Source organism: Pseudomonas sp. HLT2-19-2, assembly GCF_054898005.1.
Genome location: NZ_CM142712.1, coordinates 4,813,407 through 4,831,851, shown reverse-complemented (window position 1 = coordinate 4,831,851; position 18,445 = coordinate 4,813,407). Strand labels below are relative to the sequence as shown.

Sequence of the window (18,445 nt, the reverse complement as noted above, 5' to 3'; positions counted from 1 at the left end):
TCCTGGATCACCCATTGAGAAATGAACTCAATAGAAATAGTCGGGTCAGTCCTTGCTAGGGTTTTATTCGTACGGATAATGCCGACTTTTTTTCGCAAACTTGAGCCTGTATTGCTTATGTTGTCCAGAACTCTGCTGTGCCTCGCTGTCGCCAGTGCTTCCACGCCCTTGCTCGCCGATACCGTCTGGTTGAAGAACGGTGACAAGCTGAGCGGCAAGATCACCGTTTTCGATGGCGGCAAGCTGTTGATCCAGACCGAATACGCCGGTGCCGTCCCTATCGACTGGAAGCAGGTTAAAACCCTGGAAAGTGATCAGCAGTTGCTGGTCAAGCAGGATACCTACACGGGCGAAAAGGCCAAGGCGCTGCATGCGGCAGATGACGGCAAGGTCACCTTGGCCAATGGCGACGGTCCCAAGACCGTCGAGCTGGCCAGTATCCAGCAGATCCTCAAGCCCAAACCGGTGGTTGAGGATTTGGTGTGGAAGGGGAATGTCGACATGGCGCTGGATTACCAGCGGGCGGAAAAAGACACTGATGACTATGACATCGGCTTCAAGACCAGCGCGCGCCATGGCAGATGGCGGCATACCGCGGAAGGCGAGTACAACCGCGAATTCCAGGATGACGTGGTCACCACGGACAACTGGCGGGGCGAGTACTCCCTCGACCGTTTCCTGACCGACAAATGGTTTTGGCAAGGTCGGGCGGTCTATAAACGCGACAAAGTTGAAGACCTTTCCCGCCAGCGCACGGTCGGTACAGGCCCTGGTTACCAGTTCTGGGACGACGAGTTGGGCGCATTCTCCCTGGGCTCGCTGGTCAACCGCACGGACTATGAGTTCGCCGACGGCGGCAAAGAAAACTTCTATTCCCTAGCGATGAAATGGGATTACAACCGCTACCTGATCGGCAAGAAGGTGGAGTTTTTCACGAATGGCGAAGTGGGTAAGCCGTTGTCGGGCGTTGCGGATTACGCGCTCGATGCCGAAATGGGCTTGCGCTACAAGGTGACCGAATGGGCGTCGCTTAACCTGAAGGCCGAGCGAGACATTATCAGCGGTACCGACGATGCCGATCTGGACAAGACTCGCTACACCGCAGGGTTTGGCGTGGCCTGGTAAGACGCAAAAAATCGCAGCCATGGGCTGCGATTTTTTTTGCCTGCAAAACAGACAGGCACAAAAAAGCCCCGCTTTTGAGGGCGGGGCTTTTTACTAAAGCAAGTACAAGTTAGATAACTTGAACTTCTTCAGCTTGCATGCCTTTCTGACCGCGGGTAGCGATGAAAGAAACCTGTTGGCCTTCTTTCAGGCTTTTGAAGCCGTCGGATTGGATAGCTTTGAAGTGAACGAACAGGTCGTCACCGGATTGTGGAGTGATGAAGCCGAAGCCTTTTTCATCGTTGAACCACTTAACGGTACCAGTTTGGCGATTAGACATGGTGTAACTCCTTGAACAAAGATAACTGCGACGCAGGAAGAACCCTGGCCGAGACTGAGTGCAAAGAGCAGGAAAAATTCTTGTAGATGGTTGGATCGAAATTCAACATATCGTGTAGAGATTCTCAGTGACACAAGCAGCACAGTGGCGCCACCTTAACCCTTTTTCCGGAACGTGCCAATGCTTCCTGCGAAGGTTTCTCTATTTTCATGACTGACGGTGCACCCGATTGCGGCGATGGGCCAGATTTCACGGGGGATTGGCGAGAATTGTGTGCCTCGGACTTTGAACCCGAAGCGCGCGCCCGGTAAGATGCCGGACAGATTTTCTCCACCTCGCTATTCAGGACACCCGCCATGAGCATCAAATCGGACAAGTGGATTCGCCGCATGGCGCAAGAGCACGGCATGATCGAGCCCTTCGTAGAGCGCCAGGTACGCGGCGAAGGCGCCGACCGAGTGATTTCCTACGGCGTGTCGAGCTATGGCTACGACGTACGTTGCGCCGATGAATTCAAAGTGTTCACCAACATCAACTCGGCGACCGTTGATCCGAAGAACTTCGACGAGAAGAGCTTCGTCGACGTCAAGAGCGATGTCTGCATCATCCCGCCGAACTCCTTTGCCTTGGCGCGCACCGTGGAATTCTTCCGTATTCCGCGCAATGTGCTGACTATCTGCCTGGGTAAAAGCACCTACGCTCGTTGCGGCATTATCGTCAACGTGACGCCGCTCGAGCCTGAGTGGGAAGGCCACGTGACCCTTGAATTCTCTAATACCACCACGTTGCCGGCAAAAATCTACGCCAACGAAGGTGTGGCTCAGATGCTGTTTTTCGAATCCGACGAAGAGTGCGAAGTGTCCTACAAGGACCGTGGCGGCAAGTATCAGGGGCAGCGCGGCGTCACCCTGCCACGCACCTGATCGGTTTGTCTGGCAAGTCGTGGGAATTCTTGAGCGGGTAGACACTCTATTGGGTGTACTGCCCGGTTCGCGCAATGCGCACGGGGCCATCGCTCAGGAGTGCTGTATGAAGATTGATCCGCGAATAAGTGCCGAACTGGCAAAGCTTGAGCCCAATCAGGTTGGCGTTTTGGCCTGGTCCTTGTTGGCACATCCACCCATCAGCATGGCAGGGGGCATCCCCGGTCAGCCTGATCCCGATACCCCCAACGAACAACCTACCGAGCCCGGTGAGCCCACCCTGCCGGATGAGCCGCCTCCCGCGCCTGTAGTCTGATCTGTTGCTGAAATGAATGGCCAGTCAGCTGATGTCCTTAAAGACTTCAGCTGACTGGCCATATTTCATTGGCGCCGATGACAAAAATCCTACAGCTATCGTCCCGTTCGACTTGATATCCGCCGGTGAATGCGCCGAAGGCCGGTAGCAGGCTAATTTCCATACCGAGCCTGAAACACGCCAGCCGCAGACTCTGCCGTCCCCGGCCGTTCAGCCGAAAAACCGGGTGCACATGGCCTGCGATTACGTGCCGGCCTGGGTGCGGGTCGGGTTCATGCTGCAAGGCAAACGGCCCCAGCAGCAACGGCTCGGGCACCACACGAATGTTTAACGAGGCCGGCGGATCGCCCGCCCGCCTGTCGTGGTTGCCGCGGATCAGTGTCATAGGCAAATCGCGGTGTCGGGCGCGCCATTCAGCCAGGGCGTTTAGTGTGGCCGTTGCGTGGGAACCGGGGCCGTGAAGAAAATCCCCTAGGAAAATCAGCTGATGGCAGGGCAGGGCGGCCAGTATCCCGTCCAGCACGGCAATGTTGCTGGCGGTGGTGCCATGAGGCACGGGTTGGCCGAGGCTTCGATAGGCCGCAGCCTTGCCGAAATGCACGTCGGCAATCAGCAGCGCTTGTTGGGCGGGCCAATAGATGGCTTTTTCTGGCAGCAGCCACAGTTCTTCGCCAGCCAATTGCACGGGATAGGGCGTGTTCATCTGGCTTTCCCGGTTCCGGCAGTTTTTTCAAGGTCTGTGACCATGCGCCTGATGCGATCCGCGAGTTTTTCCGAGCTCATGCTTTCCCGCATGCGCTCCACCAGCAGCGGAAACCCGAGCGGCGTAGGACGTTTAATGTGATGCAGGTCCAGTTTCAGTCGGTTGATCCGCTCCAGCGTCTGTTTCAGTCGATGAATATCCAATTCCTCCCGTAGGACTTCTTCCCCTGCCTGGGCCAGTAGCAGATTCCCGGCGTCGTATTGCTTGAACACTTCGAAGAATAACCCGCTCGAGGCCTGAACCTGGCGGGTGCTTTTCGGTGCGCCGGGGTAGCCGGCAAACACCAGCCCGGCAATTCGTGCGACTTCCCGAAAACGGCGAAGCGCGAGTTCACCGGCATTCAGACTGGCGAGCACGTCCCTGAGCAGATGCTCTGGACTTAATAGTCCGGTGGGCAGAGGGTCGGACCAATCCACGCAGGTAGCGCTGAGTAACTCCAGCCCGTAATCATTCACCGCAATAGAAAACGTCACCGCCTGCTGCTGACTGACCCGCCATGCCAACAAACTCGCCAACCCCAGATGGACCTGACGCCCGGCGAACGGGTAGAGAAAAAGGTGCCAGCCTTCGCGTGATTTTAGTGTTTCGGCCAGCAAAGTGTCCGAGGTCGGTAGCCCGGACCAGCGTTGTTGCACCGCTAGAAGTGGGCGCAGCGCCTGCATTTCCGGCCCAGCGAACTCGCCCTGCGCCGCCGCACTAAAGCGCGCGACCACCGCATTGGCCAACTCGCTGGACAATGGCATGCGCCCGCCATTCCAGCGCGGCACCGCAGCTTTTTTCGCGATACTGCGTTTTACATAGGCGGTCATGTTTTCCACCCGCACCAACTCCAGCAAGCGCCCCGCGAACAGAAAACCGTCACCGGGCTTGAGCCGTGCGATAAAACCTTCCTCGACGCTGCCCAATTGCTTGCCGCCGCCACTTTTGCTCCAGAATTTCAGCTGGATGCTTGCATCGCTGACGATCGTGCCGATGCTCATACGATGCCTTCGGGCCAATCGCGCATCGGGTACGCGCCAGACACCGAGTTCATCCGGTTCGACCCGGCGATAATTCGGATAAGCCGTCAGGGAAAGTCCGCCGTGGCGTACGAAAGCCAACGCCCACGTCCAGTCCGCCGGCGTAAGGTCGCGATAAGCCCAGGCGCCGCGGACTTCCTCGTACAACTCATCGGGCAGAAAACCACCCCCCAGCGCCATGCTGACCAGATGCTGAACGAGCACATCCAGCGGTTTATGGGGAGACTCGCGTGGTTCAATTCGCCGTTGTTCTACGGCGTCCCGTGCCGCAGCGGCCTCGATCAGTTCGAGGCTATGCGTCGGCACCAGCGTCACCCGCGAAACCCGCCCGGGTGCATGACCGGAACGACCCGCACGCTGCATCAGTCGCGCCACGCCTTTGGCCGAACCGATTTGCAGCACTCGCTCCACTGGCAGGAAGTCCACCCCCAAATCCAGACTGGACGTGCAGACAACGGCTTTGAGCTGACCTTCCTTGAGTGCCCGTTCGACCCAGTCGCGGGTGTCGCGTGACAGTGAACTGTGATGCAGGGCAATCAATCCAGCCCAATCGGGGCGCGCTTCCAATAGGGCTTGATACCAGATCTCCGATTGCGCACGGGTGTTGGTGAACACCAGGCTGCCGGGGCTGGAATCGATCTCGGCGATGACCTGTGGCAACATCTTCAGCCCGATGTGCCCGGCCCATGGAAATCGCTCGATGGCGGGCGGTAGCAGCGTGTCGACGCGTAGTTCTTTGTTGGTTTGGCCCTGGACGCTGATGCCAGCGCCCTGTGGGATTAATACCTGTTCGGCGTGGGCCTGATTACCCAGAGTCGCGGAAACGCCCCAGACAATCAGCTCAGGATGCCAGCGGCGCAAACGGGCAAGGGCCAGCTGCAGTTGCACGCCGCGCTTGTTGCCCAACAGTTCGTGCCATTCGTCGACCACCACCATACGCAGTGTCGACAGCGCCGTTTGTGCGTCCGCACGGGCGAGCATCAGGGTGAGACTTTCCGGGGTAGTGATTAGCGTGGTGGGCAATCGTCGACTCTGACGCGCACGTTCGCTGCTGCTGGTATCGCCGGTCCGCAGGCCGACGCTCCACGGAATCTGCAAGTCGTGTAGCGGGGTTTCCAGTGCGCGAGCGGTGTCGGCGGCCAAGGCGCGCATGGGCGTTATCCACAGCACCGTCAGCGGTTCGGCAACCGGTTTTCGTTTGCGAGGTTGTTCAACACAAGAGGCGTAGCGATTAAGCGCGCCAAACCAGACGGCATAGGTTTTACCGGCGCCGGTGCTGGCATGCAGCAACCCGGACTCACCGCGTTTAACTGCCGCCCACACGTGTTTCTGAAAGACGAAAGGCTTCCAGCCGCGAGCGGTGAACCATTGTTTTGCGAAGTCGGGGGAGGTTCCCATGCCGGCGGTGTGCGCTCTGAAAGTCCTCTTTCAGTGACCACGGCGGCACGGGATTAGTTTTACTTGAGATTACCGCTCAGGAACTGCTTTAGCCGCTCACTTTTCGGACTGCCCAACACGTCTTCCGGTGCGCCTTCTTCCTCCACCAACCCTTGGTGCAGGAACAACACCTGACTCGATACTTTGCGGGCGAAGCTCATTTCGTGGGTCACCATGATCATGGTCCGGCCTTCTTCGGCCAGGCCCTGGATCACTTTGAGCACTTCGCCCACCAGTTCCGGGTCGAGCGCCGAGGTCGGTTCGTCGAACAGCATGACTTCCGGTTCCATGGCCAATGCGCGGGCAATGGCGACCCGTTGCTGCTGACCGCCGGAGAGGAACGCCGGATACTGATCGGCCACCCGCGCTGCCAGCCCGACCTTGTCGAGGTAACGTCGGGCACGGTCTTCGGCCTCTTTCTTACTGCAACCCAGCACCCTTCGCGGGGCCATAGTGATGTTTTCCAGCACCGTCATGTGGCTCCACAAGTTGAAGTGCTGGAACACCATGGCCAGGCGGGTGCGGATCCGTTGCAGTTCATCGGCGTCAGCCACGTGCATGCCGTGGCGATCCTTGATCATGCGGATGTTCTGGCCGTCCAGGCTCATGGCGCCATCGTTGGGCTGTTCGAGAAAGTTGATGCAACGCAGGAAGGTACTTTTGCCCGAGCCGCTGGCGCCGATCAGGCTGATGACGTCGCCGGTGTTGGCCTTGAGTGAAACGCCTTTGAGCACATGATGATCGCCATAGCTTTTATGCAGGCCTTCGATGGTCAGTTTGTACATGGGGCATGCATCCTCAAGGCGAAAGTAGGTAGCCGCTGCGATAGGCCTCGGTGCCCGCGACGTGCGCGATCACCATGCCGGCAGTGGCCATGCGCCGTAGCGAGCGGGCGTACATCAGGCCGGCGGCGGTGCAATGAACGGGGGTGACGCGATCAGTGATCGGGTCGATGATTTCGGCGATCAGTTGCCCGGCTTCGAGGTATTCCCCTGGAAGCGCGGTGAACACCAGCAACCCGCCGACCGGTGTTGCCACCGGTTCAACGCCGGCCAGCGGTGTCGCCGGGTAGGGCAGCTCAGGCAGCGACGCGGGTTCGCCAGCAATGGCGCCGAAGTGCATCAGGTAATCGATCAGCGCCTGGCAATCGAGGCTGGCCATCGGGTGATTGACGTCGCCCTGACCGCGCAATTCAACGGTGACCGAAAAACTGCCCAACGGAATGTCGAAGTGTTCGCCGAAGCGCTCCTTCAACTGCCACCAGAGCAGGGTGAAGCATTCATCGAACGACCGACCGCCGGAATCGGTGGCCAGCAGACTGGCTTCAGCCCCGATGTACCGCGCCAGCGGCTCGACCTGCGGCCAGGCCTCGGGCGTGGTGTAAAGGTGGGCGACCGCTTCGAAATCGCAATGCAGGTCCAGCACCATGTCGGCATCGCAGGCCAGCCGTTGCAGGGCCAGGCGCAGGGATTGCAGTTGCGTGCTGGCAGTCTGCTGAGCGAGGGCATTGCGCAGGCAGCTTCGAATCAGTTGGAGGTTGAGCTGCGGATCGTCGCCGAGTTGGCCTTCGAGCTCGTTGCCGACGGCTTCGCTCAAATCGACGAACCAGCGATTGAAGTTCTGCCCGCTTTCGAACTCGTAACGGCCCAGCGGTACATCCATCAGCACTTGTTCGAGGCCGACCGGGTTGGCTATCGGCACCAGCACGATTTCGCTGCGCAGACGGCCGGCGGCTTCCAGCTCCGCCAGGCGTTGCTTGAGGTGCCAGGCCACCAGCATGCCGGGCATTTCATCGGCATGCAGTGACGACTGGATGTAGATCTTGCTTTTGGCCGACTCGGGGCCGAAGTGGAAACTGTGAATCTGTCGTGCGGTCCCCGGCAGTGGGGCCAGCAGGTCATGAATCTGGTGGCGCATGTTCGTCTCTTTATTCCTGAAAGCGGGTCCTAGTGGGTCGGCCCGAGGAAGGCCAGCCATCGGCGTTCGGCGAGGCGGAACAGGCCGACCAGCGCAAAGGTAACGGTCAGGTAGATCAGCGCGGCGGTGCCGAACGACTGGAAGGTCAGGAAGGTCGCCGAGTTGGCATCCCGCGCGACTTTCAATATGTCCGGGATGGTCGCGGTGAACGCCACGGTGGTCGAGTGCAGCATCAGAATCACTTCGTTGCTGTAATAAGGCAACGAACGACGCAGGGCCGAAGGCATGATCACGTAGGCATAAAGCTTCCAGCCTGTCAGACCGTAAGCCTTGGCCGCTTCGACTTCACCATGAGCCATGCTGCGAATTGCCCCGGCGAAAATCTCCGTGGTGTAGGCGCCGGTGTTCAGGGCGAAGGCCAGGATGGTGCAATTCATCGCATCGCGAAAGAACGCATCGAGTACTGGCTGGGCGCGCACGGCGGCCAGGCTGTAGATACCGGTGTAGCAAATCAGTAGCTGGATATAGAGCGGCGTACCCCGGAACAGGTAGGTGTAGAACTGAACTGGCCAGCGGATGTAGAAGTGCGGCGAAACCCGGGCGATGGAGAGCGGAATCGACACCAGAAAACCGATGAAGATCGACGCACTGAGCAGCCACAGGGTCATGGCCAGGCCGGTGATGTTATAGCCGTCGGTATAAAGGAAGGGTTTCCAGTATTCCTGCAAGAGTTCGATCATCGTACGGCCTCCCGGGAACCGGCGGCGTAACGGCGTTCGAGCCAGCGCAGGACAACGTTGGACGCGCTGGTGATCAGCAGGTAAATCAGCGCGGCAAGCACCAGGAAGTAAAACAGTTGATAGGTGCTTTTACCGGCATCCTGCGCAGCTTTGACCAAGTCGGCAAGGCCGATAATCGAAACCAGTGCGGTGGCCTTGAGCATCACCATCCAGTTGTTACCGATGCCCGGCAGGGCGAAACGCATCATCTGCGGGAACACCACGATACGAAAACGCTGGCCGCGTTTGAGGCCATAAGCGGTGGCGGCTTCGACCTGACCCCGAGGCACGGCGAGGATCGCCCCGCGGAAGGTTTCGGTGAAATACGCGCCATAAATGAAGCCCAGGGTGATGACCCCGGCGCTGAACGGGTTGATCTCGATGTATTCCCATTCCATGAAATCGGTAAACGACGTCAACCAGGTTTGCAGGCTGTAGAAAATCAACAGCATCAGTACCAGATCCGGTACACCGCGAATCAGCGTGGTGTAGAGCTGCGCCGGAACACGTACCAGTTTAACTTTTGACAGTTTGGCTGTGGCGCCAAGCAGGCCGAGCAATACGGCCACCAGCAGTGACAATGCCGATAATTTGATGGTCATCCAGGTGCCTTCCATCAGCAACGGACCGAAGCCCTTGAGGCTGAAGGCTGAGAGCCCCAGATTTTGTAAGAGGTTTTCGAACATAAATCAGCAACCTGATCGGATAAAAAAAGCGCCCATCGTGAGATGGGCGCCGCGCATTATTTGCCGCTGTACAGATTCAGATCGCCAAAGTGTTTCTTTTGAATGGTGGCGTAGGTGCCATCGTCGTGTAACGCTTTGATACCTTTATCCAAAAGTGCATTGAGGTCTTTGTTACCTTTAGAGATACCGATCGCTGTTTTGGCCGGCAGCAATTCGCTGTCAACCGGCTTGCTGACTTCGTAGCCCTCGCCCTTTGGCGACTTCAAAAACCCCAGTTCAGCTTGCAGCATGTCCTGGATCGCCGCGTCGAGACGGCCGGACATCAGGTCGGAATACACCTGATCCTGGTTCTGATAGGCCTGGGTTTTCACGCCTGCCTTGTCCAGAACAGCTTTGGCGTACGCTTCCTGAATGGTGCCTTGCTCGTAGCCGACGGTTTTGCCCTTCAGCGAAGCGACGTCTTCGGTCAGGCCAGATCCTTTCTTGAACACGTAGGCGGTTGGGCCTGAGAACAGCTCGCTGGAGAAGTCGATGACTTTTTCGCGGGCCGGGGTGACGGTCATCGAAGAGATCACACCGTCGAATTTATTGGCCTTCAGGCCCGGAATCATGCCGTCGAAATCGCTTTCGACCCATTTGCACTTGACCTTCAGCTCGGCGCAGATCGCGTTACCCAGATCGATGTCGAAGCCCACCAGGCTACCGTCAGCCGCTTTCGATTCAAACGGAGCGTAGGAAGGGTCAACGCCAAAACGCAATTCCTTGTATTCCTTCGCCAGCGCGGAGCCGGCAGCCATGCACAACGCCAGTGCAGAAAGGGTCAGCAATGCTTTTTTCATTATTCAATCCCTAAGAACCAATATGAGCGCTTGTGGCGCAGAATTATTGTTACTGGAAAGCGTAAGACCTACTGAAAGTAGCAATTTCCGAACCAGAGTCCCGAACAAGTGTTTTAAAAGGTGATTCAAGAAATGGCAAGAAGGGTTTTTTGCACGAAAACGGGTATTTAAAATTTGATGCGCTGGCGTGGGGCATATCCTGGTCAGCTGAGTAAATCCTGCAACGTCCCAAGATTGTCAGCCTCTTCAACCGACTTATCCCGCCGCCAGCGCAACATCCTCGGAAACCGCACCGCAATCCCGCTCTTGTGTCGTTTGGACAGGGCGATGCCCTCAAATCCCAGTTCAAACACCAGACTCGGCGTCACACTGCTTACCGGCCCGAATTTCTCTAAGGTGGTCTTGCGCACGATGCTGTCGACCTGACGCATTTCTTCGTCGGTCAGTCCTGAATAGGCCTTGGCGAACGGCACCAGTGTGCGTTCGCTCGCCTCAGGCGGCCCGTCCCACACCGCGAAGGTGTAATCGCTGTAGAGACTGGCCCGGCGACCATGGCCGCGTTGCGCGTAGATCAGCACCGCGTCAACGATGAATGGGTCGACTTTCCATTTCCACCACACCCCCATGTCCTTGGTCCGCCCGACGCCATACAGCGCATCCCGAGCTTTGAGCATCATGCCTTCGACACCGAGACTGCGGGAGGCTTCCCGTTGTCGGGCGAGGTCGAACCAGTCTTCGCCAGTGAGCACAGGCGAGGGCAGCAGCACCGGGTTAGCACAGGTTTTCACCACCTGTTCCAGCTGAGTGCGACGCGTGGCCTGAGGCTGGTTGCGCCAGTCTTCGCCCTGCCATTCCAGCAGGTCGTAGGCGAGGACTACCACCGGCACAGCTTCGAGAATTTTTTTGTCCAGGGTTTTACGGCCGATCCGCTGTTGCAGCAGAGCGAAAGGTTTTACCGCGGGTATGGCTGGGGAGGGTGGGTCGAAGGCGTCCTCGGTGGTGGGTTGTGCGGCTTTCCAAGCAACGATTTCACCGTCGATCACGGTGCCATCGGGCAAGCAGTGAACCAAACTATCGAGTTCGGGGAAGCGCTCGGTGACCAGCTCTTCACCTCGCGACCAGATCCACAGTCGCCCGTCGCGTTTGACGACCTGCGCGCGGATGCCGTCCCACTTCCATTCCACTTGCCAGTGGCTGGCGGGGCCAAGCAGGGCTTCGAATTGTTCAACGGGTTGTGATAGCGCGTGGGCGAGAAAAAACGGGTAGGGCTGTCCACCGCGTTGCGCATGTTCGTCAGATGATTCAGCGGCGATCAGCTTCAAATAACCGGGTGCGTTCGGGCGGTTGGACAGGTCGGTGTAACCCACCAGTCGCTGGGCCACTCGTTTGCTGTCGATCCCGGCCATGGCCGCCAAGGCACGGGTTACCAGCAACTTGGATACGCCGACGCGAAAACTCCCGGTGATCAGTTTGATGCAGAGCATCAGGCTCTGGCGGTCCAGTTGCGACCACAGGGCTGGCAGTCGCTCGGCGAGGATTTGCGGGGTTTCACCGCGCAGTGGCAGCAGTTTGTCTTCAATCCAAACCGCTAATCCATCGTTGGAGCGGTGAAGTGCTTCGGGCAATACCAGTGAGATGGTTTCCGCCAGATCGCCGACCGCTTGATAACTCTCTTCAAACAGCCACGGCGAGAGGCCGGAGGACGCCACCGCCAGCTCTCGCAGGATGCGCACCGGCACCAGTTGTCGAGGTCGCCCGCCGGACAAAAAGTAAACAGCCCATGCGGCATCTTCCGGCGCGGCTTTGGCGAAGTAGTTTTGCATCGCCGCGAGTTTGGCGTTGCTCGATGTTGTGGCGTCGAGTTCGGCGTATAACTCGGCGAAGGCCTTCATGGCAGCACCTCGACGTTCTCGGGTTCGACGGCGGCGTTTTCTTCCTCATCGTCGCCGTACTCGGTGCTGAAACTTTGAGCATCAAGACCCTGTTCGCGCAGATGGCGCACCAGTACACCCACCGAGCCATGGGTCACCATGACCCGTTCCGCCCCGGTCTGTTCGATGGCCCAGAGCAAGCCCGGCCAGTCGGCGTGGTCAGACAGTACGAAGCCACGATCCACGCCGCGCCGCCGCCGGGTGCCACGCAAGCGCATCCAGCCGCTGGCGAAGCCGTCGCTGTAGTCGCCGAATCGGCGCATCCAGGTACTGCCGCCAGCCGAAGGTGGGGCGATGACCAAGGCTTTGCGCATCATCGGATCGCTCTTTTTGACCTCGCCGGCATAGATCGTTGGCGGTAAGTAAATACCGCTCTCGCGATAAACCCGGTTCAGCGGCTCCACAGCGCCATGCACCAGAATGGGGCCGAGGCTGGCGTCGATGCCGTGGAGAATGCGCTGGGCCTTGCCGAAGGAATAGCAGAACAGGACGCTGGTTTTGTCGGCGGCGGCATTGGCCAGCCACCACTGATTGATCTCGGCAAAGACCTGCGACTGGGGTTGCCAGCGATAAATCGGCAGGCCGAAGGTCGATTCCGTGATGAAGGTATCGCAACGCACGGGTTCAAACGGTGCACAGGTACCGTCGGGCTCGATCTTGTAGTCGCCCGAGGCGACCCAGACTTCGCCGCCGTATTCCAGCCGCACTTGGGCTGAGCCAAGCACATGGCCTGCCGGGTGAAAACTCAGTTTTACGCCGTGATGAGTCAGAGGTTGACCGTAAGGCAGGGTCTGCAGGTTGATGTCTGCGCCCAGACGAGCGCGCAGGATGCCTTCGCCGGGCGCGGCTGCCAGATAATGCTGATGGCCGCCTCTGGCATGGTCGCCGTGGGCGTGAGTGATGACCGAACGCTCGACTGGCCGCCACGGGTCGATATAGAAATCCCCGGGTGGACAGTACAAACCTTCAGGACGCGCGATAACAAGGTCCATGTTGTTACCAAAAATGGAGGGACTTGTTAGCTATGAGGTTTGCGCGAGGCGAGAAGTTCTATTGGTTTCAGAACCGCTAACCGATCGTTCCCACGCGGAGTGGGAACGATCAGTCACATCAGTCGCGAAAGGGACTACTTGCCAGGTGTCAGCGTCAACCGCGTCTTCCCATACACCTTGTCAAAGTTCTGCGGCTGCATCGGCAAGCTCATGTATTGCCCCTTGAGCCAAGGATCGATGCTGTTGAGGTAGTTCGGGCTGGCCGGGTTACCGGACTGGCCGGTGCCGTTCTGGCCCATCAGCGGTTCGGCCTGGCCGAAGTCGACGATAAAGCGCATGGCCGGCGCCAAGGTGATGTTGAAGTCCTGACCCCAGGCGAACGCCGAGGTATTGAGCGTGGTGTGATCACCACCCGCCGCGAATGGACCGCGCACGGTCTGGCCACTGGCATTCTTCCATTCATAGCGGTGCAGTTTGCCCCACTGCCAGGCTTTGTGATCGCCGCCCAACTGACTGTCGCCAGCGCTGATCGCCGCCGCCAGACTGCGGGCGAGGATCACCGGTTTGTCTTCTTTGTGCGGTGTGCGAGTGTCATCCCAGAACGGACTGTCCTCACGCCCCAGCAGGTGGTCGGCCTGCGCCGTGTAGGACAACTTACCGTTGGCGATAAAGGCTTTCCACGCCGGGCTGCTTTCCGGACCCAGTTCATCGAGGAAAATCTGTTGGGTACTTTGCTGCAGGAACAGCTCATAAATCGCCGCATCGGCGGAGGTTGGGCTGAGTTTGCCGTCGAAGGCCATCAGGCGGGTATACGCCTCGCGAGCCTTGCCGCGATCCGCCTCAGGCAACGCTTCGATGGCCTGCTTGAGCGGCTGGGACATGCCCGGTGCTGCAAACATTTTCTTCAGTTTGGCGGCGAAGGTGGTGGTCTGATCGTATTGCATGGCGATCACGCTGCGCGTGTCGTGTTTGCCCACACTTGCCAGTTCGGCCAGGCGTTCGCCACGTTCCGGCGCTGACCAGGAGTTGGACAGTTGCATGCCGTAACCATGGGGAATGACCCGCTGGTTGGCGGTGCCGAGCCAGCCTTGGGCCGGATCCTGGTCATAGGGATGGAGCATCGGGTCGGCGTAACCGTCCCAATCGTAGCGACCTTCCCAGCCCGGCGACGGCATCAGGCCTTCACCTTCGCGTCGGTTGGGGTAGCGACCGGTGACTTGCCAGCCGATGTTGCTGGCGTCGGCAAATACCAGGTTCAGCGCAATGGCGCGGATTTCACGGCTGGCGTCCGAGGCTTTCTCGACGGTCTGGGCACGGGACAGGTCGAAAAACGCGTCCAGTGTCTTGTCGTCGGTGAAGTTTGGCGTCTGCAAGGCCAGGCCGAAACCGTTAGCCAGCGTCGTGCCTTGGGCACTGTTGAGCAGCGGGCCGTGACGGGTTTCGTACACCACTTCGCGAATCGGCCGCTGGCCTTTGACGAAGTAGGTTTCGTTACGCACGATCGCCGGCTGCCATTTGCCGCCCACCTCGTAGGAAAGTCCGTTGCCCTGGCGTTTGATTTTTTCCAGGAACAGGTCCTGGTTGTCGCCCATGACGGTGGTCATGCTCCACGCCACTTTGCCGTTGAAACCGCCGAGCACCATTGGCAAACCGGCAATTGTCACACCAGAAGCCTGGTACTTCGGCGCGCGAATCTGTACGTAACTGAACAACGACGGCACGCCCAGTGGTCCATGGCTGTCGCTGGCCAGCAAGCTTTTGCCGCTGCGGCTGCGTTGCGGGCCGATCGCCCAGTTGTTCGACGAGGTGGCGCCCAGCAGATTCAGATCGGACAGTTGGCTGGTGGCTTTGCTGATGTCGGCCAGGCCCGGGATTTGCCCGTTGAGCTTGATGCCCTGAAGTTTTTCAGCGTCGGCCAGCGGCAGTTTTTCATCGGGGGCAGACGGCGTCAGCCACGCGAGTTTGTCGGTGCTGATGGTCTGAGCCAGCAACAGTGAGGAAATTTCCTCGGGCAGGTTGGCTGATTGGCTGAAGTTCAGCAGGCAGAAAATCAGCGCTGAATCTTCCGGCTTCCAGTATTCAGGCTTGTAACCAGTGGCCGCGAGGTCTGCTGGCAACTTGTCGCGGTAGCGGAACAGGTAGGCGTTGACCCCGCGCGCATAGACTTCGAAGAAGCGTTTGAGGCGCGGCGATGACGCCTTGTACAGCTCGCCGGCGCTTTTCTTCAGGTTGACAGCGCGCATGTAGCGGTCAGCGTCCAGCAGGTCCGAACCGGACATCTCCGACAAACGGCCCTGAGCCAATAGGCGCAGGGTGACCATTTGCGTGATGCGGTCGCTGGCGTGGACGTAACCAAGGGCGAACAGCGCGTCGTGGAAGGTGTTGCTTTCGATCAACGGCATGCCCATGGCATTGCGGCGTACCGAAACGTTCTGCGCCAGGCCCTTGAGCGGCTGCACGCCGGTGGTCGACGGGAGGGTGTCCTGGGTGTTCCAGGTCTGACAACCGGTCAGGCTTAAAACACTGGCCACTGCTGCGGCAACGCCGAACCGGGGAAGGAAATGTGTAGGGGCTGGCGAGGCCATGGCAAAGCTCCTGCGGGGGTAGTGGTGCCCGGCCTCGAAAGTCGCTGTTTACTTTTGACGGCGTCTAATGTCGCCAGACTGCGTTGCCGCTCCTCGCCATAGCGGGCTATGACTCGTCGCGGCGCCTTGTCTGACAACATTAGCCACTCGTCAAAAGATGAACGGACTTCCGAGGCCGGGCACATTAAAGGCGCTACGTTAGTGAGCAGGAGGTAGCCGCGCAAGCGGCGGCGGGGTTATTTCTTCACCTGTGGCGAGGGGATTGCGTCGTTTTTCAGGATTCGTCCTGTTTGCGACGATCGCTTGCCTGTAAAAGCAGGTGATGCTGAAGTGCGTGAAAATCAATGACCCAGCATGAGACAAACCGGCATGGAGCTCAAAACGAACGCGGCGCTGATCATCATCGATCAACAAAAAGGCATCCTGCATCCCAAACTGGGTCGCCGAAATAACCCTCAGGCCGAGGAGCGAATCCTCGATTTGCTAACGCATTGGCGGCGAACCGGGCGACCGGTGATTCACGTGCAGCACCTGTCCCGGTCGCCGGAATCGGTGTTCTGGCCGGAGCAGTCCGGGGTGGAGTTTCAGGTGCGGTTCCAGCCACGAACCGGTGAGCAGCTCATACAAAAGCAGGTCCCGGATGCGTTTTGTTCGACCCGTTTGGAGGCGAGTTTGCGCAAGGCTGGGATTGATCAACTGGTGATTGTTGGCGTGGCGACTAACAACTCGGTGGAGTCCACGGCGCGAACGGCCGGGAATCTGGGGTTTGATGCGTGGGTGGCGGAGGATGCGTGCTTTACCTTCGACAAGGCTGACTTCTTTGGTAAAGCCCATACAGCCGAGGAAGTGCATGCGATGTCGCTGGGTAATTTGCAGTGCGAATACGCGACGGTCGTGAGCACCGTGCAGATCCTGAATTGAGGGTGCTCCCACATTAGACGTGTGAACGACACGAACCCTGTGGGAGCGAGCTTGCTCGCGATAGCAATTCAACAGGCGAAGAAGATCTCCACCCGAAGCATCAAGCGCCGTGGCACTTCTTGAATTTCTTGCCGTTGCCGCAGGGGCAAGGGTCGTTGCGACCGACGTCTTTCAGGGCGTTGCGCACCGGTTCCTGGTGGGCGTGGCCGCAGTTCGGACCGTGAACATGGCCGTGGTCGTGGTCGTGATCATGGTGGTCGTGATGGTCATGATCGTGGTTGCAGTCAGGGCCATGGACATGGGGTTGCTGGGTCATCGGTTTTGCTCCGGAATTAAATCGGCGGGGATTATCACGCCATTACGCGCCAGGTGCACGTAGTGGGCGATGAATAAACCGGTTTCCAATTCACCTTCCAGGCGATAGGGGATGGGCTGGTCGGGTTTTTTCAGCAGTTTCACCAGATCCCGGACCTTGGGCCACAGATTGGTGCGGATCGGCACCTTAAAGTAGGCACTGCGCTTGGGACCGACCGTGAACCAATGCTCGTGCTCGCCTTCGGTCAGCAGCATGTCGCCCAAGTGAATGCGGTACTCGATGCCTCGAACCGTCAGGTCACTGTCGTTGGGGTTGTCGATGCGAAAGTACAGGAGGAATCGTTGCTGCATCAGTTTGGCCTGGACCACTTCGACCTTGACCAGATGCACCTGCGGCTCCGGCAGATCGTCGCCGAACCAGGACGCGCAGCCGCCGAGCCCCAGAAACAGGAGCAAGGTGATGGTTTGAAAGACGCGCCGCTGACTAAGCATGGAGTGACTCCCTTTGATGCCCAGTCTAGTCTCTTGCGATTACCTCAACTGCTGAAATAACCCGCACAACACTTCTTGAATTTCTGTCCGCTGGCGCAAGGGCACGCGTCATTGCGTCCGGCCTTGAGTTGTACGGTGGGGTCGATGAAATACCAGTGGCCGGCGTTCTGCACGAACGACGAGCGCTCGCGGTGGCTGTGTTCACCGCTGCCATCGTGCCAGCGCGCGGTGAAGGTCACGAAGGCGTGTTCCGGCTGACCGCCGAAGACCTCCGAGCTTTCCACTTCAAGGCCCAGCCAGGTGCTTTGGGCGCTCCAGTCGCTGATGGATTGTCGATCGAGGCCGGCCTGTTGCGCGGGCAGGGTGGTTGTTACCAGGTAATCGATCAGCCCCAATACATAGGCGCTGTAGCGCGAACGCATCAAGGCTTCGGCACAAGGCGCCGGATGGCCGGCATGGTAATGACCGCAGCAGGCATCCAGCAGGGTGCCGCTGCCGCAGGGGCAAATGGACGTACTCATTGCGTTACCACCAGTATTTCCCGAAGTTTTCCGGATTGGCCCAGAACCGTGAGTTTAGCCAGTCAGGTACTTGTTTGTAGTCAAGCAGATCATAGGTGAACAGGGTCAGCACCTGATCGTCGCGCTGGAAGCGTTCGCTGGCCTGCAGGGCCAGGGAGAAAAAGTCGGTCTCCTGCCAGCCGCTGGCCGGCAAGTCTGCGAGCACCGCGATGCGACTGGCGTTGAGGTTACGGATCCCGCCAAGCAGGTTCAGGCCATCGCGCTTGGGCAAATGTTCGAGGCAATCGACCACCAGCGCCAGGTCAAACCGGCGCGCGGCCAATTCGTCAGGCAACGCCCCGGGTGCCGCGTGTGCAACACAGGTGTCCGGGTGCGCCAGCTTGAAGGCCTCAAGCGCGGGGAATTCGCTGGCGCCAATCAGCAACAGGCGCGCGGGGGCGTAACGATCAAGCAAAGCGGCCAACGCCTGCTGGGGCGTGCGCGAAGAAATACTTGCAATCATCGAAGTTCCTCAATCAGAGCTGCCAAGACTAGCCTGCTCAAGGGGCCGGGCCTAGAGGTGGAT

19 protein-coding genes are annotated in these 18,445 nt (G+C 58.9%); 4 read left to right on the top strand and 15 right to left on the bottom strand.

Going from position 1 to position 18,445, the window contains the following annotated elements; all coding sequences use genetic code 11:
- Positions 1 to 117 precede the first annotated feature (117 nt).
- Positions 118 to 1,125 (top strand): DUF481 domain-containing protein, encoded by a 1,008-nt coding sequence (locus ACYZTU_RS22590; RefSeq protein ID WP_461965667.1) that lies wholly within the window; start codon positions 118 to 120, stop codon positions 1,123 to 1,125.
- A 109-nt stretch (positions 1,126 to 1,234) separates the two neighbouring features.
- Here the strand turns inward: ACYZTU_RS22590 and ACYZTU_RS22585 are convergent, their stop codons facing one another.
- Positions 1,235 to 1,444 carry a cold-shock protein gene (locus ACYZTU_RS22585; protein ID WP_002554837.1) on the bottom strand — a complete coding sequence of 70 codons (210 nt, stop codon included), beginning with the start codon at positions 1,442 to 1,444 and terminating at the stop codon, positions 1,235 to 1,237.
- A gap of 356 nt (positions 1,445 to 1,800) precedes the next feature.
- Here ACYZTU_RS22585 and dcd point away from each other — a divergent pair, with 356 nt between their 5' ends.
- Positions 1,801 to 2,367, top strand: a complete 567-nt coding sequence (gene dcd / locus ACYZTU_RS22580) for a dCTP deaminase (RefSeq protein WP_282376893.1) — start codon at positions 1,801 to 1,803, stop codon at positions 2,365 to 2,367.
- A gap of 106 nt (positions 2,368 to 2,473) precedes the next feature.
- Entirely contained in the window at positions 2,474 to 2,683 is a 210-nt protein-coding gene (locus tag ACYZTU_RS22575; RefSeq protein WP_461965665.1) for a hypothetical protein, read from the top strand.
- Positions 2,684 to 2,729: 46 nt separating this feature from the next.
- Here the strand turns inward: ACYZTU_RS22575 and pdeM are convergent, their stop codons facing one another.
- From pdeM to ACYZTU_RS22525, 10 genes are all read right to left on the bottom strand, one after another.
- The gene (gene pdeM, locus ACYZTU_RS22570) at positions 2,730 to 3,386 is read right to left on the bottom strand and encodes a ligase-associated DNA damage response endonuclease PdeM (protein WP_461965664.1); all 657 of its coding nucleotides are present in this window, start codon (positions 3,384 to 3,386) and stop codon (positions 2,730 to 2,732) included.
- A complete protein-coding gene (locus tag ACYZTU_RS22565; RefSeq protein ID WP_461965662.1) occupies positions 3,383 to 5,863 on the bottom strand; it encodes a ligase-associated DNA damage response DEXH box helicase in 2,481 nt (826 codons plus the stop codon). Before ACYZTU_RS22565 ends, pdeM begins: the two co-directional genes overlap by 4 nt.
- Positions 5,864 to 5,922: 59 nt before the next feature.
- Complete coding sequence (locus ACYZTU_RS22560) at positions 5,923 to 6,687, bottom strand: ABC transporter ATP-binding protein (protein WP_461965660.1); 765 nt, start codon at positions 6,685 to 6,687, stop codon at positions 5,923 to 5,925.
- A gap of 13 nt (positions 6,688 to 6,700) precedes the next feature.
- On the bottom strand, positions 6,701 to 7,819 hold the full coding sequence (locus ACYZTU_RS22555; RefSeq protein ID WP_461965658.1) for a succinylglutamate desuccinylase/aspartoacylase family protein: 1,119 nt from the start codon (positions 7,817 to 7,819) through the stop codon (positions 6,701 to 6,703).
- A gap of 29 nt (positions 7,820 to 7,848) precedes the next feature.
- The gene (locus ACYZTU_RS22550) at positions 7,849 to 8,559 is read right to left on the bottom strand and encodes an ABC transporter permease (protein WP_461965656.1); all 711 of its coding nucleotides are present in this window, start codon (positions 8,557 to 8,559) and stop codon (positions 7,849 to 7,851) included.
- Positions 8,556 to 9,284: an ABC transporter permease gene (locus ACYZTU_RS22545; protein ID WP_449642645.1), complete on the bottom strand. Its 729-nt coding sequence runs from the start codon at positions 9,282 to 9,284 to the stop codon at positions 8,556 to 8,558. Before ACYZTU_RS22545 ends, ACYZTU_RS22550 begins: the two co-directional genes overlap by 4 nt.
- 56 nt (positions 9,285 to 9,340) lie before the next feature.
- Positions 9,341 to 10,123 (bottom strand): transporter substrate-binding domain-containing protein, encoded by a 783-nt coding sequence (locus tag ACYZTU_RS22540; protein WP_461965654.1) that lies wholly within the window; start codon positions 10,121 to 10,123, stop codon positions 9,341 to 9,343.
- Positions 10,124 to 10,326: 203 nt separating this feature from the next.
- The gene (locus ACYZTU_RS22535; protein ID WP_461965652.1) at positions 10,327 to 12,015 is read right to left on the bottom strand and encodes an ATP-dependent DNA ligase; all 1,689 of its coding nucleotides are present in this window, start codon (positions 12,013 to 12,015) and stop codon (positions 10,327 to 10,329) included.
- On the bottom strand, positions 12,012 to 13,046 hold the full coding sequence (locus tag ACYZTU_RS22530) for a ligase-associated DNA damage response exonuclease (RefSeq protein ID WP_461965650.1): 1,035 nt from the start codon (positions 13,044 to 13,046) through the stop codon (positions 12,012 to 12,014). Before ACYZTU_RS22530 ends, ACYZTU_RS22535 begins: the two co-directional genes overlap by 4 nt.
- 134 nt (positions 13,047 to 13,180) lie before the next feature.
- Complete coding sequence (locus ACYZTU_RS22525) at positions 13,181 to 15,631, bottom strand: penicillin acylase family protein (RefSeq protein WP_461965648.1); 2,451 nt, start codon at positions 15,629 to 15,631, stop codon at positions 13,181 to 13,183.
- 369 nt (positions 15,632 to 16,000) lie between these two features.
- On the opposite strand from ACYZTU_RS22525, the gene ACYZTU_RS22520 reads away from it, so the two are divergent.
- Positions 16,001 to 16,552: a cysteine hydrolase family protein gene (locus ACYZTU_RS22520; protein ID WP_461965646.1), complete on the top strand. Its 552-nt coding sequence runs from the start codon at positions 16,001 to 16,003 to the stop codon at positions 16,550 to 16,552.
- 100 nt (positions 16,553 to 16,652) lie between these two features.
- Here ACYZTU_RS22520 and ACYZTU_RS22515 read toward each other — a convergent pair whose 3' ends face one another.
- Genes ACYZTU_RS22515 through ACYZTU_RS22500 form a run of 4 tightly spaced genes read right to left on the bottom strand, consistent with a single transcriptional unit; the run spans position 16,653 to position 18,382 of the window.
- Entirely contained in the window at positions 16,653 to 16,868 is a 216-nt protein-coding gene (locus tag ACYZTU_RS22515; RefSeq protein WP_461965644.1) for an SEC-C metal-binding domain-containing protein, read from the bottom strand.
- The gene (locus ACYZTU_RS22510; RefSeq protein WP_461965642.1) at positions 16,865 to 17,359 is read right to left on the bottom strand and encodes an LEA/WHy family protein; all 495 of its coding nucleotides are present in this window, start codon (positions 17,357 to 17,359) and stop codon (positions 16,865 to 16,867) included. Before ACYZTU_RS22510 ends, ACYZTU_RS22515 begins: the two co-directional genes overlap by 4 nt.
- 44 nt (positions 17,360 to 17,403) lie before the next feature.
- Positions 17,404 to 17,880, bottom strand: a complete 477-nt coding sequence (locus tag ACYZTU_RS22505) for a YchJ family protein (RefSeq protein WP_461965640.1) — start codon at positions 17,878 to 17,880, stop codon at positions 17,404 to 17,406.
- Positions 17,881 to 17,884: 4 nt separating this feature from the next.
- Complete coding sequence (locus ACYZTU_RS22500) at positions 17,885 to 18,382, bottom strand: DUF6231 family protein (protein WP_461965638.1); 498 nt, start codon at positions 18,380 to 18,382, stop codon at positions 17,885 to 17,887.
- Between the last annotated feature and the right edge of the window lie 63 nt (positions 18,383 to 18,445).